At 72.4% G+C, this 20,419-nt stretch carries 20 protein-coding genes and 1 tRNA gene; 12 read left to right on the top strand and 9 right to left on the bottom strand.

The annotated features are described in order from the left end of the window. Nucleotides 1-160 precede the first annotated feature (160 nt). From D1648_RS15020 to D1648_RS15060, 9 genes are all read left to right on the top strand, one after another. Nucleotides 161-919, top strand: coding sequence for a L,D-transpeptidase family protein (locus tag D1648_RS15020; RefSeq protein WP_122943414.1), 759 nt, complete (start codon nucleotides 161-163; stop codon nucleotides 917-919). Nucleotides 920-1,075: 156 nt separating this feature from the next. Then, entirely contained in the window at nucleotides 1,076-1,789 is a 714-nt protein-coding gene (locus D1648_RS15025; protein ID WP_122943416.1) for a DUF3662 and FHA domain-containing protein, read from the top strand. Between the two features lie 7 nt (nucleotides 1,790-1,796). Further along, nucleotides 1,797-2,318 (top strand): FHA domain-containing protein, encoded by a 522-nt coding sequence (locus D1648_RS15030; protein ID WP_122943418.1) that lies wholly within the window; start codon nucleotides 1,797-1,799, stop codon nucleotides 2,316-2,318. Beyond that, entirely contained in the window at nucleotides 2,315-3,616 is a 1,302-nt protein-coding gene (locus tag D1648_RS15035; RefSeq protein ID WP_122943420.1) for a PP2C family serine/threonine-protein phosphatase, read from the top strand. Before D1648_RS15030 ends, D1648_RS15035 begins: the two co-directional genes overlap by 4 nt. Further along, on the top strand, nucleotides 3,616-5,007 hold the full coding sequence (locus D1648_RS15040) for an FtsW/RodA/SpoVE family cell cycle protein (protein WP_122943422.1): 1,392 nt from the start codon (nucleotides 3,616-3,618) through the stop codon (nucleotides 5,005-5,007). Before D1648_RS15035 ends, D1648_RS15040 begins: the two co-directional genes overlap by 1 nt. Further along, nucleotides 5,004-6,449: a penicillin-binding protein 2 gene (locus tag D1648_RS15045; protein WP_122943425.1), complete on the top strand. Its 1,446-nt coding sequence runs from the start codon at nucleotides 5,004-5,006 to the stop codon at nucleotides 6,447-6,449. Before D1648_RS15040 ends, D1648_RS15045 begins: the two co-directional genes overlap by 4 nt. Further along, entirely contained in the window at nucleotides 6,446-7,927 is a 1,482-nt protein-coding gene (locus tag D1648_RS15050; RefSeq protein WP_122943427.1) for a serine/threonine-protein kinase, read from the top strand. Before D1648_RS15045 ends, D1648_RS15050 begins: the two co-directional genes overlap by 4 nt. Then, nucleotides 7,924-10,095 (top strand): Stk1 family PASTA domain-containing Ser/Thr kinase, encoded by a 2,172-nt coding sequence (gene pknB, locus D1648_RS15055; RefSeq protein WP_122943429.1) that lies wholly within the window; start codon nucleotides 7,924-7,926, stop codon nucleotides 10,093-10,095. The genes D1648_RS15050 and pknB overlap by 4 nt, the downstream gene beginning before the upstream one ends. Then, nucleotides 10,088-10,798: an aminodeoxychorismate/anthranilate synthase component II gene (locus D1648_RS15060; RefSeq protein WP_241155530.1), complete on the top strand. Its 711-nt coding sequence runs from the start codon at nucleotides 10,088-10,090 to the stop codon at nucleotides 10,796-10,798. The genes pknB and D1648_RS15060 overlap by 8 nt, the downstream gene beginning before the upstream one ends. 9 nt (nucleotides 10,799-10,807) lie before the next feature. On the opposite strand, the gene D1648_RS15065 is transcribed toward D1648_RS15060, so the two are convergent. From D1648_RS15065 to D1648_RS15075, 3 genes are read right to left on the bottom strand one after another with little or no spacing between them, the layout of a single operon-like run. Then, nucleotides 10,808-10,981 (bottom strand): hypothetical protein, encoded by a 174-nt coding sequence (locus D1648_RS15065; protein ID WP_122943431.1) that lies wholly within the window; start codon nucleotides 10,979-10,981, stop codon nucleotides 10,808-10,810. Continuing rightward, nucleotides 10,981-11,712 (bottom strand): class E sortase, encoded by a 732-nt coding sequence (locus D1648_RS15070; protein WP_241155531.1) that lies wholly within the window; start codon nucleotides 11,710-11,712, stop codon nucleotides 10,981-10,983. Before D1648_RS15070 ends, D1648_RS15065 begins: the two co-directional genes overlap by 1 nt. After that, a complete protein-coding gene (locus tag D1648_RS15075) occupies nucleotides 11,709-12,446 on the bottom strand; it encodes a DUF881 domain-containing protein (protein WP_122943433.1) in 738 nt (245 codons plus the stop codon). Before D1648_RS15075 ends, D1648_RS15070 begins: the two co-directional genes overlap by 4 nt. 114 nt (nucleotides 12,447-12,560) lie before the next feature. Here D1648_RS15075 and D1648_RS15080 point away from each other — a divergent pair, with 114 nt between their 5' ends. The 3 genes from D1648_RS15080 to D1648_RS15090 all read left to right on the top strand — a co-directional run bounded on the left by D1648_RS15080 (nucleotide 12,561) and on the right by D1648_RS15090 (nucleotide 14,186). After that, on the top strand, nucleotides 12,561-12,980 hold the full coding sequence (locus D1648_RS15080) for a cell division protein CrgA (RefSeq protein ID WP_122943434.1): 420 nt from the start codon (nucleotides 12,561-12,563) through the stop codon (nucleotides 12,978-12,980). A gap of 128 nt (nucleotides 12,981-13,108) precedes the next feature. Continuing rightward, nucleotides 13,109-13,996 carry a hypothetical protein gene (locus D1648_RS15085; RefSeq protein WP_122943435.1) on the top strand — a complete coding sequence of 296 codons (888 nt, stop codon included), beginning with the start codon at nucleotides 13,109-13,111 and terminating at the stop codon, nucleotides 13,994-13,996. A gap of 117 nt (nucleotides 13,997-14,113) precedes the next feature. Then, nucleotides 14,114-14,186 (top strand) — tRNA-Arg (locus D1648_RS15090). A 453-nt stretch (nucleotides 14,187-14,639) separates the two neighbouring features. Here the strand turns inward: D1648_RS15090 and D1648_RS15095 are convergent. The 6 genes from D1648_RS15095 to D1648_RS15120 form a co-directional block, all read right to left on the bottom strand. Further along, nucleotides 14,640-15,845: a Gfo/Idh/MocA family protein gene (locus tag D1648_RS15095; RefSeq protein WP_122943436.1), complete on the bottom strand. Its 1,206-nt coding sequence runs from the start codon at nucleotides 15,843-15,845 to the stop codon at nucleotides 14,640-14,642. After that, the gene (locus D1648_RS15100; protein ID WP_122943437.1) at nucleotides 15,835-16,608 is read right to left on the bottom strand and encodes a ThuA domain-containing protein; all 774 of its coding nucleotides are present in this window, start codon (nucleotides 16,606-16,608) and stop codon (nucleotides 15,835-15,837) included. The genes D1648_RS15095 and D1648_RS15100 overlap by 11 nt, the downstream gene beginning before the upstream one ends. Before the next feature lie 192 nt (nucleotides 16,609-16,800). Next, nucleotides 16,801-17,196, bottom strand: coding sequence for a hypothetical protein (locus D1648_RS15105; protein WP_122943438.1), 396 nt, complete (start codon nucleotides 17,194-17,196; stop codon nucleotides 16,801-16,803). Continuing rightward, entirely contained in the window at nucleotides 17,190-17,795 is a 606-nt protein-coding gene (locus D1648_RS15110; protein WP_241155532.1) for a histidine phosphatase family protein, read from the bottom strand. The genes D1648_RS15105 and D1648_RS15110 overlap by 7 nt, the downstream gene beginning before the upstream one ends. A 3-nt stretch (nucleotides 17,796-17,798) precedes the next feature. Beyond that, entirely contained in the window at nucleotides 17,799-19,505 is a 1,707-nt protein-coding gene (locus tag D1648_RS15115) for an FAD-binding oxidoreductase (protein ID WP_122943439.1), read from the bottom strand. Beyond that, complete coding sequence (locus D1648_RS15120) at nucleotides 19,502-20,419, bottom strand: lysophospholipid acyltransferase family protein (RefSeq protein ID WP_122943440.1); 918 nt, start codon at nucleotides 20,417-20,419, stop codon at nucleotides 19,502-19,504. The genes D1648_RS15115 and D1648_RS15120 overlap by 4 nt, the downstream gene beginning before the upstream one ends.

The raw sequence follows: 20,419 nt of genomic DNA on the forward strand, positions 1-20,419 counted from the left end.
CAGTATTGCAGAACCTTCACGCGAACATCGGCGACCTGCTCTTTTTTCCTCTTGTTGACCTCCCATTGACCTGCACAAGATGTGTGCGACGGGCCCGATCCCGGGTGCCGCACCGCCGCCCGCTCCACGAGCACGGGCACCACGTCGAAGGGGACGACCGATGGACCTCACGATCACACCGAGACCGCATCGCACGAGAGCGCCGGAGGACGCGGCGGAGGGACTCCTGCCCCTCGCCCCGAGCCGGCGCACCCTGCTGCTGGGGGTCGGGACGCTCGGCGCCGGGCTCACGCTCGGCACCGGCGCCGCCGACGCCGCCCGGCCGAAGCTCCGCAAGGGCAGCCGTGGCAGCTCGGTGACCACGCTGCAGAAGCGGCTGAACTCGCTGAAGTACTGGTGCGGCTCGGCCGACGGCAGCTTCGGCCATCTCACCCAGCAGGCCGTGTTCGCGCTGCAGAAGGCGGCCGGGCTCGGGCGGGACGGGGTCGTCGGCCCGAAGACCTACGCCGCGCTGGACGCGGGGAAGATCCCGTCCCGCAGGATCACCAGCGGGCGGGGCTTCGAGGTGGACCTGAGCCGTCAGCTCCTCATCGCGACCGCCGACGGCAGGCTCCACTACATCCTGAACACCTCCACCGGCTCCGGGAAGCGCTACTACTCCGGCGGTCGCTGGAAGACGGCCACCACCCCGAAGGGCGACTTCCGGATGTACAGCCTGCACAGCAGCGGCTGGCAGAACGGACCGCTGGGGAATCTGTACCGCCCCGGCTACTACGACCGCGGCTGGGCGATCCACGGCTCGACCTCGATCCCCTCCTATCCGGCCTCGCACGGCTGCAGCCGCATCTCCGTGGCCGCGGCGGACATGCTGTGGAGCCGCAACTGGTTCCGGAAGGGACGACGGGTGCTCATCCGCTGACCCTCCGCCTTCACCTCTCCTGCACGAATCCCTCGCCGCCTCCGCGCTCAGCACGACGGGTCGGAGCCGGGCCACGCGCTACGATCGGGGGGCGAGCAGCCCCGCCGAGGGGACGACCGCCCGCACCTGGCAATCCAGCGAGAGCGAAGGACCACCGTGGGGATCTTGGATCGGATCGAGCGCAGCCTCGACCGCGGCGTGACGAGCGTGTTCTCGCCCGGTCGCGGGCAGCTGAAGCCCCTCGACCTGGCGCAGGGCCTCAAGCGCGAGTGCGATGACCAGATCCAGGTGCTCGACCGCGCCCGGACGCTGGCCCCGAACGTCTACACCGTCTATCTGCACTCCCAGGACTTCGAGCGCTTCTCCTCCTGGCAGGACACCCTGCTCGACGAGCTCCAGCGCGTGCTCATGGAGCACGCCGACAAGCAGCGCTACATGTTCGTCGGCGCCGTCTCCGTCGCCCTCGAGCAGGACGACGAGGTGCGCCAGGGCCGCTTCGAGACCGAGTCGCGCACCGAACGCGGCAGCGTCGCCCCCGCCACCGGCGCCGCGCAGGACTCCCCCGGCGGCAGCCCGATCGTCGAGATCGACGGACAGCAGTACCTGCTCACCGGCCCGGTCACGGTGATCGGCCGCGGCGGCGACGCGGACATCATCCTCGAGGACACCGGCGTCTCCCGCCACCACCTCGAGCTGCGCGCCGAGCCGGACGCCTCCCTGCTCGCCACCGACCTCGGCTCGACCAACGGCACCTATGTCGACGGCGAGCGCATCCGCACCCCCGTCCCGCTGCGCGACCGCTCCCTGATCAAGATCGGGCGGACGCGCCTGACCGTGCTGCTGCCGGGCGCGGGCCCGGCGGCGTGGTGAGCGCCCGATGAGCGAGCTGACCCTCGTCGCCCTGCGCCTGGGCCTGGTGCTCGCGCTGTGGATCTTCGTGGTGGTCGTGGTGCTGGTGCTGCGCAACGACCTCTTCGGCACCACCGTCGTGACCCGCTCCAGCCGTGATCCGCGGCGGGAGCAGCGCCCCGCCTCCGGCCCTCCCGGCGCCTCCCCCGCGGCCGTGGATCCCGCCTCTCTGCGCACCGACCCCGAGGTCACGCAGGCCGCGATGGTCGTCACGGCCGGTCCGCTGCGCGGCACCTCGCTGACCCTCGGCTCGACCCCGATCCTCATCGGCCGCGCCCCCGAGTGCACTCTCGTGCTCGACGACGACTACGCCTCCAACCGGCACGCCCGCGTCTTCCAGCGCGAGGACGAGTGGATGGTGGAGGACCTCGGCTCGACCAACGGCACGCTCGTCTCCGGGCGCCGGATCGAGGGAGCGGTGCCCTTCCGTCCCGGGGCGCAGGTGCGGATCGGGCGCACCGAGATCGAGCTGAGACGAGGTCCGCGATGAGCACCGCCCTGCGCTACGCCGCACGCTCCGACGTGGGCCTGGTCCGCTCGAACAACCAGGACTCCGGCTACGCCGGCAGCCATCTGCTGGTGGTCGCCGACGGGATGGGCGGCCACGCCGGCGGGGACGTCGCCTCCTCCGTCGCGATCGGCCGCCTGGCCCGCCTGGACTCCGAGACGCCCGCCTCCGACATCGTCGCGACCCTCGAGGAGAGCGTGCTCGAGGCGAACCAGGAGATCCTGCGCCGGGCGCGGGACGAGCCGCAGCTGCGGGGGCTCGGCACCACGATCACCGCGCTGCTGCGCGCCGAGGGCAAGTTCGCCCTCGCCCACATCGGCGACTCGCGCGCCTATCTGCTGCGCGAGGAGGAGACCGTCCAGGTCACCAAGGACCACACCTTCGTCCAGCGGCTGCTGGACGAGGGACGGCTCACCGAGGAGGAGGCGGAGCGGCACCCTCAGCGCTCGGTGCTGATGCGCGTGCTCGGCGACGTCGACGCGGACCCCGAGCTCGACCTCTCCCTGCGCCCCGCCCATCCGGGCGACCGCTGGATGCTCTGCTCCGACGGGCTCTCCGGCCTCGTCTCCCTCGACACGATCGACGCGACCCTGAAGGACGTCGCCGATCCCGGCGAGTGCGCCGACGCGCTGGTCCAGCTCGCCCTCAAGGGCGGCGGGCCCGACAACATCACCTGCATCGTCGCCGACGTCGTCGACCTCGAGGACCTGCCCCGCGGTGACGAGGCCCCCTCCACGACCCCGCAGATCGTGGGCTCCGCGGCGCGCAACCGGCACCAGCCCACCGCCGCCTCCGGCCCCGCCGCGAAGGCCGCCGCGCTCACCCGCGAGGAGCCCGAGGTCCCCTACGAGGACGAGGACTTCTCCGAGGAGGAGCCGCCGCGGCGCAGCCCCTGGCCCGCGTTCGTGGTGCTCGTGCTGCTGATCGCCCTGCTCGGCGGGCTGGCCTGGGGCGGCTACACCTGGTCCCAGCGGCAGTTCTACGTGGGCACCGACGGCACGCGGGTGGTGCTCTACCAGGGCCTCGCCCAGGACCTCGGGCCGATCTCCCTGTCCCAGGAGCTCGAGGTCACCGACATCGAGCTCGAGGACCTCCCCGAGATCACCCGCCAGCAGGTCGAGAGCACGATCAGCGCCGCGGACCGCGAGAGCGCCGACCAGATCATCGACCGGCTCGAGCAGGCCGCGGACGCGAACCGGCCGCCGGCGGTCACCCCCGACCCCTCCGACGGGGGCGGTGCCTCCGACGCGGGCGGGGCCGACGACGGCGAGGCGACGTAGTGGCCACCATCGTCTCCTACACCGCGCGGCCGCGCCGTCTGCTCCAGGCCCTGCTGCTGCTGTTCGCGGTGGCGGTGGGCGTGGGCGCCTACGCCCTGGTGGGGCTCGGCCGCTTCGAGGAGCTGCCCGCGAACCTGCTGGAGCTGGGCGTCGGCGCGCTCGTGCTGGTGCTCGTGCTGCAGATCGCCGTGATGTGGCGCGCCCCCTACGCCGACCCGGTGATCCTGCCCGTCGTGGTGCTGCTGAACCTGCTGGGCGTGGCGATGATCGAGTCCGTCCACGCCGCGAACTCGATCTTCGGCCTGCGCGGCTCCGCGAGCGCGGACCGTCAGATGCTGTGGTCGGTGGTCGGGGTGGCGCTGTGCGTCGCGCTCGTGGTGCTGCTGCGCGACCACCGCCGGCTGCGCCGCTACACCTGGATCAGCGCCGTCGTCGGCGGCGTCCTGCTGCTGATGCCGCTGCTGCCCGTGATCGGCGACTCCCGCAACGGCTCGAAGATCTGGATCAACATCGCGGGCTTCAGCTTCCAGCCCGCGGAGCTCGCGAAGATCGCCTTCGCGGTCTTCTTCGCCGGCTATCTCGTCTCCCGCCGGGACACCCTCGCGCTCGCGGGCCCGAAGGTGCTCGGGATCCACCTGCCGCGCTGGTCCGACTTCGGCCCGATCCTCGTGGCGTGGGGCTTCGCGATGGCGGTGCTCGTCTTCCAGACGGACCTCGGGACCTCGCTGATGTTCTTCGGCCTGTTCGTGGTGATGCTCTACGTCGCCACCGACCGGCTGAGCTGGCTGGTGATCGGGGCGGTGATGTTCCTGCCGCCGGCGATCTTCGCCGCGACGCAGATGAGCCATGTGCGCACCCGCATCACCTGCTGGCTGGACCCGCTCTCGAGCGCGAACTACGGCAGCTGCGAGCAGATCAGCCAGGGCCTGTTCGGGCTCGCCAGCGGCGGGCTGATCGGCACCGGCCTCGGAGAGGGGCGGCCGGACATGGTCCCCCACGCCGAATCCGACTTCATCTTCTCCTCCTTCGCGGAGGAGATGGGCATGGTCGGCGCGTTCGCGCTGCTGCTGCTGTACCTGGTGCTGGTCCAGCGCGCGATCCGGGCCGCGGTCGGCATCTCCGACGGCTTCGGCACCCTGCTCGCGGGCGGCCTCGGCTTCGTGATGGCGCTGCAGGTCTTCGTCGTCGTCGGCGGCGTGACCCGGGTGATCCCGCTGACGGGACTGACCCTCCCCTTCCTCGCCGCGGGCGGCAGCTCGCTGGTGTGCAACTGGATCATCGCCGGGATCCTGGTGCGGCTGTCCGACGCCGCCCGTCGGCCCGCCGCCCGGCAGGTCGACGGCGCGGGCCCCGCCCCCGCCCCGCGCCCCGCGCAGGAGGTGCGCTCATGAACAAGCCCCTGCGTCACGTGTGGCTGGTGGTCGGCGTGCTCTTCGTGCTGCTGTTCACCTCCACGACCTACTTCCAGGTGGTCGCCCAGAGCCGTCTGAGCGCGCACGGCCAGAACCAGCGCACCCTGTACAACGAGTACGGCCGCCATCGCGGCCCGATCGTGGTGGACGGGCACCCGATCGCGAGCTCGCAGGAGTCCGACGACACCTACGGCTACCTGCGCAGCTACGATCCGGGCGCGATGTACGCGCCGATCACCGGCTACTACTCCGTGGTCTACGGCTTCACCGGCATCGAGCGCTCGCTGAACGACACCCTCTCCGGCGAGGCGGACTCGCTGTTCTACCACCGCCTGGCCGATGTGCTCTCGGGACGCGAGAACCAGGGCGCGAGCGTCGAGCTCACCCTCGACGCCGACGCCCAGCAGGCCGCCTGGGACGCGCTGGACGGCAAGCGCGGCGCCGCCGTGGCGCTGGACCCGGAGACCGGTGCGATCCTCGCGATGGTCTCCGCCCCGAGCTACGACCCCAACGAGCTCGCCTCCCACGACACCGGCGCGGTCTCGCGCGCCTGGTCGGAGCTGAACGACGATCCGGAGCGGCCGCTGACCAACCGGGCTATCGGCGGGGACCTCTACCCGCCCGGCTCGGCGTTCAAGCTGATCACCGCCTCCGCGGCGCTCGAGACCGGCGACTACACGGCCGACTCGGTGATCCCGGGGCCCGGCACCTACGAGCTGCCGAACTCCTCCTCGGTGATGAACAACTTCTCCGGCGGGCGCCAGGAGCCGTGCGGGCCGGACGACGAGTCCACCCTCGCCGACGCGCTGCGCCAGTCCTGCAACACCTCCTTCGGCATGCTCGGCGTCGCGGTGGGCGAGGACCAGCTGCGCAGCACCGCCGAGGAGTTCGGCTTCGGGCAGGACCTCTCGATCCCGATGGGCGTGACCCCCTCGCGGATCGGGGAGGACCTCGACGACGCGCAGCTGGCGACCACCTCGATCGGGCAGTACGAGACGCGCGTGACCCCGCTGCAGATGGCGATGGTCGCCGGCGCCTTCGCGAACGACGGCGTGGTGATGCAGCCGCAGCTCGTCGGCGCGGTGCGCACCTCGGACCTCTCCACGGTCTCGGAGCTCAGCCCGAAGGAGCTGGGCCAGCCGCTGACCGCCGCGAACGCCGCGCAGATGCGCCAGATGATGGTGGGCGTGGTCGAGGACGGGACCGGCACGGCCGCCGCGATCGACGGCGTCGAGGTGGGCGGCAAGACGGGCACCGCCGAATGGGGCGAGGACCGTGCGCCCCACTCGTGGTTCGTCGGCTACGGGCAGACGGACGAGCAGAAGATCGCGGTCGCGGTCGTGGTCGAGGAGGGCGGATACGGCTCGCGCACGGCGGCGCCGATCGCCCGGGACGTGATGGAGGCGGTGATCCACTCATGAGGACCGAACCGGGGCTCGTGCTCGAAGGACGGTACGAGCTGACCTCGCTCATCGCCACCGGCGGCATGGGGCAGGTCTGGAAGGGACGCGACCAGGAGCTCGAGCGCGACGTCGCCGTGAAGGTGCTGCGCGAGGAGTACGCCGGGGACGAGGGCTTCCTCAAGCGCTTCCGCGCCGAGGCCCGTCACACCGCCGCGCTCTCCCACGAGGGCATCGCGGCGCTGTACGACTACGGCGAGCTCGACGGCCGCGCCTACATCGTGATGGAGCTGTGCCCCGGCCGGCCCCTCTCGGACATCATCGAGGAGAACCCCGGCGGGCTGCCCGAGAAGCGGGTGATCACGCTGCTCGTCGAGCTGGCCCGCGCGCTGGACGCCGCCCACTCCAAGGGCGTCGTCCACCGTGACGTGAAGCCCGAGAACGTGCTGGTCGACGAGAAGCACGGCTGGTCCATGAAGATCACCGACTTCGGGATCGCGCGCAGCAAGGACCAGGCACGGCTGACGAAGACGGGCCTGGTCATGGGCACCGCCCAGTACCTCTCCCCCGAGCAGGCGATGGGCAAGCAGGCGACCTCGCTCTCGGACATCTACGCCCTCGGCATCGTCGCCTACGAGATGCTCGTGGGCAGCCGCCCCTTCACCGGCTCGAGCCAGGTGGAGATCGCGATGGCCCAGGTCAAGCAGCAGCCGCCGGAGCTGCCGGAGGCGATCACCGCGGATCTGCGCCGCCTGGTGATGATGATGCTGGCCAAGGCGCCGGCGAACCGTCCCCGCTCGGCCTCCGCCGTCGCACGGATCCTCGAGGCGATCCAGCGCGGCGTCGAACCGCGCTTCTCGACCGGCGCGATCCCGGTCACGCGGGTCGAGGACCACGACTGGACCGGCGAGAACCGGGTCCGCCCCGGCGGCGGCCCCGATGACACCGGCTCCGCCTCCCCCGCCGACGGGGCGCCCCGTCGGCCCGGCGCCTCCCCGACGGGCACGCGCACCGCGGCGATGCCGCTGCCGCTGTCCGGACGGGGCCGCGGCATCCGCCACCGCTCGGGGGCCTCGGGCCCCTCTGCGCTCTCGGCCGCCTCGGCGGGCTCGGCCCCGCGGCGGTCCTCGTCCCGCTCCGCGGCCTCCCCCGGCCCCGCGCCGCAGGAGGACTCCTCCCCGCTGCACGCCGCCTCGGCCGCGGGCACGGCCGACGGCGCGGACCGCGCCTTCACCGGCGGCGCCTACGACGACGTGGACACCGCCGCGTCCTCCCGCACGGTGCGCGGGACGAGCACGACGGGGCGGAGGATCGGCGGCATGTCGCTGCCCGGCCTGGTGCTGCTGATCCTGGTGGTCGTCGCGATCGCGGTGGCCGTCGCGGGCGGGCTCGGGGTGCTGCCCCTGGGGGCGGACGGCGCGTCGGACCAGGGCTTCCCAGCAACTACGATGGTCGGATCGATGGGTGTCGACCACGGCACGAGGACGGGTGTGGAGTGAGCGAAGAGACGGTGGTCCTCGGTGGGCGCTACCACCTGGGCAGGATCCTCGGGACCGGGGGCATGGCGGAGGTGTTCCTCGCGGAGGACGCCCGTCTGCACCGCACGGTCGCGGTCAAGGTGCTGCGCTCGGACCTCGCCCGGGACGCGAACTTCCAGGAGCGCTTCCGCCGCGAGGCGCACAGCGCCGCGTCCCTGAACCATCCCTCGATCGTCGCCGTGTACGACACCGGCGAGGAGCAGCAGACCACGATCACGGGCGCAGAGGTGACGATCCCGTACATCGTGATGGAGTACGTCGAGGGGCGCACCCTGCGCGAGCTCATCGCCCCCGAGCACCCGATGGACGTGGTCCAGGCCGGGGAGATCATGGCGGCGCTGCTGAGCGCGCTGGAGTACTCCCACCGCGCCGGGATCGTCCACCGCGACATCAAGCCCGGCAACATCATGCTCAACGACGCCGGCGCCGTGAAGGTCATGGACTTCGGGATCGCGCGCGCGATCGCGGACGCGACCAGCGCGATGACCGCGACGCAGGCCGTGATGGGCACCGCCCAGTACCTCTCCCCCGAGCAGGCGCGCGGCCAGCTGGTCGACGCCCGCTCCGACATCTACTCCGCCGCGTGCGTGATGTTCGAGATGCTCACGGGACGGCCCCCGTTCACCGGGGACACCCCGGTCTCGATCGCGTACCAGCACGTGCGCGAGGAACCGACGCCCCCGTCGGCCTTCAACCCGGCCGTGACCCCCGCGATGGACGCGGTGATCCTCACGGGCCTCGCGAAGGATCGCGAGCAGCGCTACCCGAGCGCGGTCGCCTTCTCGCGCGACATCGCCGCGGTGGTCGCCGGGCGGGCTCCGGCGCTCGTCGCCGGTGCGCTGCCCGGTGCGGACGATCCCGAGGCCACGACCGTGCTCAGCCCCGTCGACGACGCGACAGAGGCGCTGCCGGCGATGGCCGGCGCTGCGGGCATGGGCGCTGCCGGTGCTGCCGCGATGCGTCCCCAGGACTGGAGCGCGGGCTCCGCCCCCTCCCCCGCGACCGGGCCGCTCGCCCTGCGCTCCGGGGACGAGGCGCCGCCGGAGGAGAAGCGCAAGCGGCCCTGGTGGCTGATCGTCCTCGTGATCGTCGTCGCGCTCGGGCTGATCGCCGCGGCGCTGGCCGTGCTCCAGCCGTGGAAGGACCGCGGGCCCGAGATGGTCGTCGTCCCGGACGTGGTGGGGCAGACGGAGCAGGACGCGCGCTCCGCCCTCGACGAGGTCGGGCTCACGGCGTCCTTCGAGCAGGAGGAGTCCGCCGAGATCGAGGAGGGCGTCGTCATCGAGACCGACCCGCCCGCACAGGACGAGGTCGCCGAGGGGTCGACCGTGACCGTGACCGTCTCGGCCGGGCCCGAGGCGGTCGAGGTCCCCGACATCGTCGGCACATCCCGCGAGGAGGCCGAGGAGATGCTCACCGACGCTGGTCTGACACCGGTGCATGTCGAGAGCGAGGACCGCAAGCAGACCGAGCGCGGCATCGTCACCCGCTCCTCCCCGTCGGCCGGCAGCACCGCCCAGGCCGGCGACGAGGTGCAGATCTGGGACGCGACCGGCACCTACAAGGTCCCCAACGTCGTCGGCACCCAGCTCGAGAGCGCCACCTCCACCCTGGAGGACATCGGCTTCGAGGTCGAGAGCACCACCCGCGAGGACGCCGAGCAGGATCCCGGCACGGTGCTCGAGCAGACCCCGCCGGAGGGCGGCGACGAGGAGATCGGCTCCACGATCCGCCTGGTCGTCGCGGCCGCGCCGGGCCCGGTCACGGTCCCGAACGTCACCGGGCAGACCCAGGCCGATGCGCAGCAGGCGCTCGAGGAGGCCGGCTTCGGCCACACGGTCGAGCGGGAGTACTCCGAGGACGTCGAGGAGGGGCGCGTGATCCGCACCGATCCCGAGGCGCAGGAGCAGGTCGACCGCGGCACGACGGTGACGATCTTCGTCTCGCGCGGCCCCGAGCCGACGCCGTCCCCCACCGAGACGCCGACCGAGTCCCCGACCGAGTCCCCGACGGAGACGCCGACCGAGACGCCGACGGACAGCGAGTCGCCGACGGACACGCCGACGGAGTCCCCGAGCGAGACCCCGACCGAGGACGACGACCAGGGCGACGGGAACGGCGATGAGTGAGACGGCGGCGAGCGGGACGGCGGCGACGACCGCGAGGGCCGGGACCGAGGCCGAGCAGCGCGCCGCCCGGATCCTCGTGATCGACAACTACGACAGCTTCGTCTTCACGATCGTCGGCTACCTCCAGCAGATGGGGGCCGCCACGACGGTGGTGCGCAACGACGAGGTGCCCGAGGACGCCGCGGGAGCGGTCGACCTCGCCGGGTTCGACGGGGTGCTCGTCTCCCCCGGCCCGGGCAGTCCGAGCACCGCCGGGCGATCCCTCGACGTGATCGGCCGCTGCGCCGCGCAGCGCCTGCCGATGCTCGGGGTGTGCCTCGGCCACCAGGCGCTCGGGCAGTTCTTCGGCGCGCGGGTCGACCACGCCCCGCAGCTGATGCACGGCCGCACCAGCGAGGTCACCCACGAGGGGCGCAGCGTGTTCGCCGGCGCGCCCTCGCCGATGACCGCGACCCGCTACCACTCCCTGACCGTCGTCCCGGAGACCATCCCGGAGGAGCTCGAGGTCACGGCCCGCACGGCCGACGGGATGGTGATGGGCCTCGCGCATCGCGAGCTGCCCCTGCACGGGGTGCAGTTCCATCCCGAGTCGGTGCTCACCGAGAACGGGCACCTGATGCTCGCGCGCTTCCTCGAGCTGTGCGACGGCCGGGACGCGCTCGAGCGCGCCGAGGGGCTGAAGCCCCTGATGACCGCCGGCTGAGCGCGGCGCTCAGCGGGGCGGGGGCGCGGCGCCGACGGTGCCGTCGTCCAGCGGCAGGTGCGGGGCGAGCGCGGGGAAGACCCACCCGAACAGCGCCACGACCACCGCGGCGAGCAGCAGCACGCTCAGCAGGATCCGCACCCAGCGCGGGCCGGGCAGGTGCCGGAACAGCCAGGCATACATCAGCTCTCCCCTCCCCGGGCAGCAGCGGTGCCCGTCGCGAGCGCCTCGGGGATCCCGTCGGCCCGCTCGGTCCAGTACGCGAACTCGGCGTGGACGATGTAGCGCTCCCGCGCGGAGTACATCGGATGGCAGGCGGTCAGGGTGAGCATCGCCTGGCTCGGCTCGGCCTCGCTGTCACCGGGGACGGGGGCGATCACCTCGACCGCGCCGGGGTCCACCACGTGCGACTCGGTCGTCTCGTACACGTAGAACGCCTCGTCGGTCTCCACCACGATCGCGTCGCCCGCCTCGAGATCGGCGATGTCCTCGAGCACGCGCCCGTAGGTGTTGCGGTGCCCGGCGACCGAGAAGTTCCCGACCTGGCCGGGCAGCGCGGTCTCGGGGTAGTGGCCGGCGCCCTTGACGTTCAGGACCCTCTCGAGGCTCACCCCCTCGGCCAGCGGGAAGCGCTCGCGGTCGAAGACGGGCACGTGCATCGTCCCCCACACCATCGACTCCCCGGGGATCTCGGGCACGAGCGGCGGCCCCTCCTGGCGCGGGGCGATCCGCTGCTCGTCCGCCGCGCCCCAGTCCTGCTCGAGGCCGTCGAGGATGCCGGCCTGCTCGCGGCCGGCCATCACGTCGGTCCACCACAGCTGCCAGACGAGGAACAGCCCCAGCAGCACCCCGGCGGTCAGCAGCAGCTCGCCGAGCACCCCGAGCACGCCCGGGCCGCGCCGCGCGGCCCTCACCGCTGGACCGCGGCGTCGACGGCGAGCGGGCCGTTGTACGCCGGCAGGGTCGTGCTCTCGAGCGTCTCGATCTTCTCGCCGAGTCCGACATGGTCCACCCATTCGCGATAGACCTGCACGTTCGGGGACGCGTCAAGGGCCTCCGTCATCCCCTCGACCGGGCCGATCACCGTGATCACGAAGGGCGGGGAGTAGACGCGGCCCTCGAGCAGCAGCGTGTTGCCCGCGCACCGGAAGGCGCTGCCGTTGATGACGCGCTGGTCCTGCAGCATCATCGCCTCCGCCCCGCCGGCCCACAGGGCGTTGATGAAGGACTCGAGATCCTGCTGGTGGACGACGAGGTCGTCGGGCTCGGTGCCGGGGATCGCGCCGAGCGCGCTCGAGGGCGCATCGGTCAGGGTGATCCGCAGCGCGGGCCCGGAGACCTCGCTGAGGCCGACGGCGTCCTCGACCTGCTCGGTGCGCGCGGCGGTCCCGACCCCCGCGCCGTGGCCGCGCAGCTCCTCGATCTCGGCGCGCTTGGCCGCGTTGTCCTCGGTGAGCTCCTCGATGGTGCGGCCGCGCTCGGCGAGCACGCCGGCGACGTCGCCGCTCTCGTCGCGGATGGAGCCGCCGGTGGCGAGGCGGGCGGTGGTCGCGAACAGCACACCGCACAGCACCATCACCGCGGCCACGCCGGCCCGCCCGCGAGCGCCGCCGCGGCGACCTCGCGACGGGGGCTGCTGTGCATCCATCCTGGCTCCTCGCTTCGCGCCCGTCAGCGTCGAGCATTACCCTAGGCCACGGTCCGCGCCCGCGGATCCGCGCGGCGCGGCCGCGCGTCGGCCGCGTCGAGGGAGCATCTTTCCATGGCCAGGAGCAGGAAGAAGTCGTCCGGCCGGACGACGCCGGATGCGAAGGACGTCGTCGGCGAGGACGGTTCCGCGGCCTCCTCCGGGAAGGACCCGGTGCGCTCGAAGCGCTCCGCCGGCAAGGAGCCCGGCGGCGAGGTCCCCGAGAAGGCCAAGGACTCCACCCGCGCCACCTCGGTGCGGCGCACCGCGGCGGCCGAGAGCTCACGCAGCACCCGGCGCCGCGTGGCCGCGGCCGGCCAGAACCCGCCGTGGCTCGCCCCCACCGCCGTCGTCCTGCTCATCGTGGGCCTGGCCTACCTGGTCACGTACTACATCTCGGCCGGTCAGCTGCCCCTGCCGATCCAGGACTGGAACCTCGCCGTCGGCTTCGGAGTGCTCATGGTGGGCGGCGGCATGCTCATGTTCTGGAAGTAGTCCGCCGGGCTGGGCCGGATGGGGAGTTCTCCCCACCGCACCGCACTGCCCCGCCACGTACCCTGGAGTCGACGCGCGTCGCGCACGGCGACGCTCCGCACCACGGTGCACGACTCGACGGGGGCTTCATGACCAGCATCTCCAGGCGACGCAGATTCGTCGCCCTCCTTCTCCTGCCCTTCATGATGGTCCTGGCGGGCTGCGGGAAGTTCCACGCGGACTTCGACATCCAGGACGCCGACACCATCAACGTCTCGATGGATCTCGGCATCGACTCCTCCCTGATGGTGGGGTCCTTCTCCTCCGCCGAGGAGATGTGCGCGGACCTGGAGAGCGACTCGGCGACCGACGAGCTGGTCCCGACGGTCGAGCCCTACGAGTCCGACGGCATGTACGGCTGCAACATCACCGGCGTGATCACGAGCGACCGGTTCGGCAGCGGCCTGGACCTCGTCGAGGAGGGCGGGGAGTACCACTTCACGCTGGACACCGCCGAGGCCGGGATGGGCGACCTCGCCGATCCGTCCCTGCAGGACTACGGCTTCGAGTTCAGCATGGCCTTCACCTTCCCCGGGAAGATCATCGAGTCCTCGGGCGGGCAGATCGACGGCAGCACCGTCACCTTCACCGACGTCACCGAGATCAGCAACGGCGTCGACATCCGCGCCGAGGCGAACAGCTTCCCCTGGGTCATCGTGATCATCGCGGTGCTCGTGGTCGGCTTCCTGCTGCTGCTCGCCCTGGCGGCGGCCATCTTCTTCGTGGTCCGCTCGCGCCGCAGCAAGGCGGCCGCCCCGGCGGGGATGCCCGGCGGCTACGGCGCGGCCGCGTCCCAGGCTCCGCAGGCTCCCCAGCAGGGCGGTCAGCAGTGGGACGGCCAGGGCCAGCAGCAGCCGCCGTGGGCGCACCCCGACAGCCCGCAGCAGCCGGGCGGCCAGCAGCCGGGTGGTCCGCAGCAGCCTGGTGGTCAGCAGGGCCCCGGCTCGCCGCAGCCCCCGCAGCAGCCCGGCTGGTGACTTCCCGCTGAGCACCCGCGGCCATGGCCCTGCGCCTCTGTGAGCAGGGTCATGGCCCGCGGATTGGCGCCGGTCGGGAGCGGCCGCTAAAGTAGTGCAGGTCGGCGAGACCGGCAAGCGCCCGTAGCTTAACGGATAGAGCATCTGACTACGGATCAGAAGGTTGGGGGTTCGAATCCCTCCGGGCGCGCCCAGGAAAAGGCCCCTCACCAGCGAGAACATCGCGGTGAGGGGCTTTTCGCATCCGCCGCGGGCCTCAGGGCCGTGGCAGGCAGGTGCTGGGGGTTGTCGGGGGTGTCGGCCGCAACGTGTGCATGGCCGGGGCGTGTGGTGCCGGCTCAGGGGCGGTGCCGTCCTCGGTCCGGTCACCTGACGACATCGGCCGTCGTCCACGGGCCTATGGCGACACGAGCTGGCTATATGACCACCTCGTGCCACCATCGGCCCGACGGCGACACGGAGGCAGGGGCGACGAGTCCCCGAGGTGCCGACAGCACTCCGTACGGCGCCGACGCACGTGGTCACAGCCGCTCCATGTCATAGCGCTCATGATCAGCGGAGTCCTGCACACGAGCCGGCCTCCACCCCGCAGATGCGGACCGCCGGGGCGGGGCGGACCTCGGTCCGGGCCCCGCCCCCACGCTCAGGCCCCGGTCGCGAGCGCCTCGCGCACGGAGCTCCACGAGCGCATGATCTCGCGGGCGTCCTCATCAGCCTCCGCGGTGATCGCCTCGAGACGCGCCTGCTCGAGCAGCTCGTCGATCTCGACGCGCCCGCCGCCGTCCACGGCCGCGACGGCCGCCTCGACCATCGCGAAGCTGAGCAGGTTCTCGTGGATCTCGCACATGGGGGTGCGGCCCTCGCGCAGCGCGCTCACGCACTCCACGAGCGAGGCCGCGATCTGGTCGGGCTCGGGGGCGGTCTCCGCCTCGACCGCGGCCTGCAGGCGGGCGGTCTCCTCCTCGTCCGCGGTGCCGAGCACAGGCACGCCCGTGCCGTCCCAGGTGGCCGAGCCGTGCTGGGCACCGATCCGCCATTCGCTGTTCCACCAGGTCGGCAGGCCGCGGGCATTCCACGTGCCGTGATAGGCGAACAGGGAGCCGTCGGACATCTCGAAGGTCGCCGAGACCGTCGCGTCGTGGTGGTAGACGCTCCACTCGGGACGGGCGCCGACGGCGGTGACCGCGACCGGGTCCGCATCCAGGATGTAGCGGGCGGTGTCGAAGGCGTGGATGCCCATGTCGCGCAGCAGCGGGTGGCGCTGGGTGCGGCGGTAGCCCTCCATCTCCGTGAACAGGGAGAAGAAGGCGCTGGTCATCACCGTCGGCCCGTGTGCGGCGACGAAGCTGCGCAGCTGGCGCACCTGGCGGAAGAACCGCCGCGACTGGGAGACCATGAACGGCACCCCGGTCAGCTCGGCGTGCGCGAGCAGGCTGATCGCCTCGGGCAGCGTCTCGGTGACCGGCTTCTCGCCGAGCACCGGGATCCCGGCGTGCAGCGCCTTGACGGTCACCGGGTGGTGGGCGACGGGGACGGTGGGGTCGACGAGCAGGTCCGCCTCGACGGCGAGCGCCAGGTCGACCCCGTCGGTCCCGACGGCGACCGCCCCGGGATCGGCGGCCCCGGACTGGGCGATCACGCGCTCGGGCGCGCCCTCGACGAGATCGGCGACGCCGACGAGCTCGGCGACCTCGCTCTCCACGATCTCCCGGGCCCACCAGCTGCCCATGCCGCCCGCGCCGACGACGACCACGCGCGCGGGCCGGTCCCCGTCCAGTCGCGGGAAGCCGGTGAGCTCGGCGGCGGGCACGGGGGCGGCGGAGGTGTCGGTGAGCGTCTCAGATGACACGGGCGGCTCCCTCCGGGTCCTCGCCGCGGAACCAGTCGCGCGGGGCGTTCGCGATCTTCACCGGGGTGGCCTCGCGCTCCTCCGGCCGCGCCCAGACCACGGCGTTGGCGAGCACGCGCTGGATCTCGGCCTGGCGGTAGACGGGGTACTCCTGGTCCCCGGGGCTGAAGTAGAAGACCTTGCCCTTGCCGCGGCGGAAGGCGGCGCCGGAGCGGAACACCTCGCCGCCGGCGAAGGAGGAGACGAACACGAGCTCGTCGGGGGCGGGGATGTCGAACATCTCCCCGTACATCTCCTGCTCGGGGACGATGATCGGGTGCGGGACGCCGCGCGCGATCGGGTGGGAGCCGTTGACGGTCCAGACCCGCTCCTCCTCGCCCTCGTTGCGCCACAGCAGGTTGCAGGTGGTGCCCATGAGCTTCGTGAAGGGCTTGGAGTAGTGGGCGGAGTGCAGGGGGATCAGCCCCATGCCCTCGTGGACGCGGCGCACCACGCGCTCGGCGACCTCGTCGGGGACGTCCGCGTGGGCCATGTGCCCCCACCAGGTGAGCACGTCGGTCTCGGCGAGCGCCTCCTCGCTGAGCGTCTCCTCGATGTCGTCGAGCAGGGCGATCCGCACCTCGGCGTCGATGCCGTCGGCCGCGAGGAGGGAGCGCAGGCCCTCCGCGATCACCGTGTGCATCCCCTCGGGATAGATCTCCTGGACCTTCGGGTCGACCTTCTCGTGCCGGTTCTCGCCGAAGACGGCGATGCGCAATGTCATGACTTCCCTCGTCCTGTCGCTGGTCGTTCACGGGGCCGCCCGCCCTCGGGCGACCCGGTCCATCGTAGGGGCGCAGGGACCGGCCGCTGCGCCGGACCCGCCAGGAGAGAACCGTGACCGGCCTGTGACCCACTTCTCACCGCGGACTGGCTATGGTCGTCATCAGGCTCCCTCAACGGCGAGGGGGCCTCTTCACCGCTCGGGCGCGACCTCGCCCAGGATCCCCTCGGCCCGCAGCCGCTCGATGAGCGCATCGGCGGTCTCCGCGTGCAGCCTCGCGGCACGCGACCAGCCGACGGCGCCGCCGAGGGCCCGGCCGACGGTCGCGCCCCAGCGGTAGCGGATCCGGGTCCCGCCGGGGATCTCGTCGAGCTCGAGCCGGGCCCGGACGTGGAAGCGCCGCCCCGCGAGGGCGCCGAGCAGGATCGTGCGGGCGAGGCTGCCGCGCTCCACGTCGAGACGCTCCGCCCCCTGCGCGTGCACGCGCCAGCCCCGGCCGGCGAAGAACTCCTCGAGCAGGGGGCGCAGCGCGCCCGCGTCCGCGCGGACGCTCAGGCGCACGCCGCCGCCCCGGTCCGCGCTCAGCACGTCGTCCCCGGGGCGAGGGCCCTGCCCGGCCCCAGCTCGCGCAGCTCGGCGTTGCCCAGGTGCGGCACCTCGCGGTGGTCGTGCGGGTCGCGGCCCGCGCCGAGCGCGAGCGCGATCTGGAGCACGTCCCCGTGGGCGACGAGCACGACGTCGGCGCCGCGGGCGACCTCCTCGTCGGCCGCGGCGAGCGCCGCGAGCACCCGGGAGGCGACCTCGGCGACCGGTTCGACCCCGTCGGGATGGGCCGCGCGGGCGCGGTCGCGCCCCCACACCTCGTCGTAGGCGGTCGTGGGGCCCTCCTCGTGCGCGCCGAAGCCGCGCTCGCGCAGGCGCTCGTCCACGCGCGGAGCGGCCGCGCCGAGCCCGGCGGCGAACTCCTCCGCGGTCTGCCGCGCACGGGCGAAGTCGCTGGTGATCACCAGGGTGTGCGCGCCGAGGCCCTGTGCCCGGGCGGCCGCCGCGGCCTCGCGCGCCTGCTCGCGGCCGCACGCGGTGAGCCCCACCTCCTCCAGCGCCCGCCGGCCGGGGGCGGAGACGATCACGCCCTCGACGTTCGCGGTGGACTCGCCGTGGCGGAGCACGTGCAGCTGCGGCGCCACGGCTCAGGGGGCGATGATCTTGCCCGGGTTGAGGTTCCGCCCCGGGTCGTTGTCCGCGAAGAGGCCCGTCACCATGCGCGCCCCGACCTCGCCGATGTCCTCGGTGATCCAGGGCTGGTGCTCGGTGCCCACCGCGTGGTGGTGGGAGACGGTCGAGCCGAGGTCCACGAAGGTCTGCTGCACCGCGTTCTTCGCCCGGTAGTACTGCTCGAGCGCCTGCTCGTCGGAGGAGTAGGGGAAGGCGAAGGTGAAGTAGAGGCACGCGCCGGCGTGGTAGCTGTGCGACATGTGGCAGAACATGAAGCCGGGCAGGTCCTGCTCGCGCTGGGCGGCGTAGAAGGCGTCGTACACCTTCGAGTGGACCTCGTTGATGTTCGACCAGGTCGCGCCCGTGTCGCACACGTCGCCGAAGACCTGGTAGTTCATCAGGAAGTCGCGCAGGTACGGGGTGTCGAACTTCTTCTGGTCGTAGATCGCGCCGGGCCCCGCGCCCAGCGTGATGCCGCCGGCCCGCTTCACGATCTTCTTCACGATCGCCTTCTGGTGCTCGACGGCCTCCTTCGTGCCCTCGAAGCAGACGTAGGAGATCGACATCTCGTTCGTGGTGTCCCAGCCCTTGGAGCGCAGGTAGGCGAACAGGCCGTCCTGCACCTTCGCGGCGACCTTCCCCTTGGTCGAGCTGGGCTCCTTGACCATGGCGAGGCTGAACTCGGTCTCCGGCCCGTCGGAGAGGCGGGTGAAGGTGGGGGTGACGTCGGTGGAGCGGGCGATCGCGTGCATGCCGCGGATGCCGTGCTCCCAGTCGGGGTACATGTAGGCGATGACCTGGCGGACCGGGGCTATGCGATGCACCTGCACGGTCACCTCGGTGATCACGCCGAGGCGGCCCTCGCTGCCCAGGATCATCTCGTGCACGCTGGGCCCGGAGTCCCGGCCCGGGATCGGCTTGGTCACCGCGACGCCGTCGGGGTGGACCAGCCGCAGCCCGCGCACGATGTCCTCGATGTCGCCGTACTTGTCCGACTGCATGCCGGAGGAGCGGGTCGCCGCCCAGCCGCCGAGGGTCGAGTAGGTGAAGGAGTCGGGGAAGTGGCCGACGGTCCAGCCCAGCGCGTTCAGCTGCTCCTCGAGGTCGGGGCCGTACACGCCGGCCTCGACGCGGGCCAGGCCCGCAGTGTCGTCGATCTCGATCACCTCGCGCATGCGGCCGAGATTCATGGTGAGGATCGGGCGCTGCTCGTCGACGTCCGGGGTGACGGAGCCGGAGATGCAGGAGCCGCCGCCGTAGGGGATCAGCACGAGGTCCTCGTCCAGGACGAGGCGGAGGATCCGGGCGACCTCGTCCTCGCTCGCGGGATAGACGACCGCGTCGACGAGCCGCTCGAAGAGGCCGTTGCGGACGCGGAAGAGGTCCGGCAGGGAGCGGCCGAAGGAGTGCACGACGCGGTACTCGTCGTCGTCGAGCAGGTTCTCCTCGCCGACGACGTCCACCAGCGCGGCGCGGGTCGCCTCGGGCAGGCGGCTCGCGGGCACCTCGTGGTCCGACAGCTCGGGCTCGACCGGCTGCTTCGCATCGAGGTCCACGCCCACCTTGTTCCTCGCCAGCGGGGCGAAGGCGGGCTTGTTGTCGTAGCGGAAGGTGACGTCGTCCAGGCCCCATCCCCACCACTTGTGCCGCTTGACCTCCCGTGCGCTCAGCCGATCGCTCATGCGTCTCCCTCCTCGTCCCGGGCGGCGCCGCCCAGGACCTCGTCGTGGTGCTCGTCGTACAGATCCTTCACTCGCTCGCGGATGCGGGTCGAGAACTCGGTCGCGGGTTCGCCCTGAAGCGCGACCATGGGGTCGCCGAAGACCACGCGCACCGTCGGGCGCCCCGGCACCGGCCAGGAGCGCCCCTTGGGCATCGCCTCGTAGCCCCCGATGATCGCGGCGGGGACCACGGGCACGCCGACCCCGATCGCGAGCGCGGCGCCACCGGGCTTGAACTCGGCCATCGTGCCGGTCTGCTGCCGGCCGCCCTCGGGGAACACGAGGATCGGGACGCCCGAGCGCAGGAGCTTCCGGGACGTGCCGGAGTGCTTGCGTGACCCGCCCCTGTCGATCGGGAAGGCGTTCATCATCAGGCGCACGAAGATGCGGCGGTGCCAGTGGTCGAACCAGTAGTCCGTGGCCACCCCGGTGCTGAGGAAACGTGCCTGCGTCCACGGCAGGCTCATCGCCAGCAGCGGTCCGTCGACATGGCTGGTGTGGTTGGCGACCAGCACGAATGGCCCGCGGATGCTCTTCACGCGACGGTGGACCTGCACCTGGGGGGTCACGGCGGAGTTCACCACGACCCGGAACAGGACGCGCTGCAGCACGAAGCGCAGTCCGGCCCGCCAGCGGGAGCGGTACTTCGCCAGCTCCCCCGTCGGCTTCTCCCAGCCCTCGCCGCGGGAGCGGGCCGAGAGCGAGTCGAACAGGCGCCGGGAGCGGTCCTTGAGGTCGTCGGCGGCCTTCGCGGTCGCATCCGCGGCGCGGCTCGAGGCCTCGGTGAAGCGGGCCGCGGCCTCGGCCCGGCGCGTGGGCTCCTGCTCCTCGGGCCGCGTCTCCTCGGGCTCCTTCTCGCTGTCCTCGGTGCTCAC

Source organism: Brachybacterium sp. EE-P12 (assembly GCF_003711805.1).
Taxonomy (GTDB): Bacteria; Actinomycetota; Actinomycetes; order Actinomycetales; family Dermabacteraceae; genus Brachybacterium.

Coding starts and splice junctions, on each gene's coding strand:
- D1648_RS15020 (WP_122943414.1), top strand. CDS start 161: ATGGACCTCACGATCACACCGAGACCGCATCGCACGAGAGCGCCGGAG.
- D1648_RS15030 (WP_122943418.1), top strand. CDS start 1,797: ATGAGCGAGCTGACCCTCGTCGCCCTGCGCCTGGGCCTGGTGCTCGCG.
- D1648_RS15035 (WP_122943420.1), top strand. CDS start 2,315: ATGAGCACCGCCCTGCGCTACGCCGCACGCTCCGACGTGGGCCTGGTC.
- D1648_RS15045 (WP_122943425.1), top strand. CDS start 5,004: ATGAACAAGCCCCTGCGTCACGTGTGGCTGGTGGTCGGCGTGCTCTTC.
- D1648_RS15050 (WP_122943427.1), top strand. CDS start 6,446: ATGAGGACCGAACCGGGGCTCGTGCTCGAAGGACGGTACGAGCTGACC.
- D1648_RS15060 (WP_241155530.1), top strand. CDS start 10,088: ATGAGTGAGACGGCGGCGAGCGGGACGGCGGCGACGACCGCGAGGGCC.
- D1648_RS15065 (WP_122943431.1), bottom strand. CDS start 10,981: ATGTATGCCTGGCTGTTCCGGCACCTGCCCGGCCCGCGCTGGGTGCGG.
- D1648_RS15075 (WP_122943433.1), bottom strand. CDS start 12,446: ATGGATGCACAGCAGCCCCCGTCGCGAGGTCGCCGCGGCGGCGCTCGC.
- D1648_RS15080 (WP_122943434.1), top strand. CDS start 12,561: ATGGCCAGGAGCAGGAAGAAGTCGTCCGGCCGGACGACGCCGGATGCG.
- D1648_RS15085 (WP_122943435.1), top strand. CDS start 13,109: ATGACCAGCATCTCCAGGCGACGCAGATTCGTCGCCCTCCTTCTCCTG.
- D1648_RS15100 (WP_122943437.1), bottom strand. CDS start 16,608: ATGACATTGCGCATCGCCGTCTTCGGCGAGAACCGGCACGAGAAGGTC.
- D1648_RS15115 (WP_122943439.1), bottom strand. CDS start 19,505: ATGAGCGATCGGCTGAGCGCACGGGAGGTCAAGCGGCACAAGTGGTGG.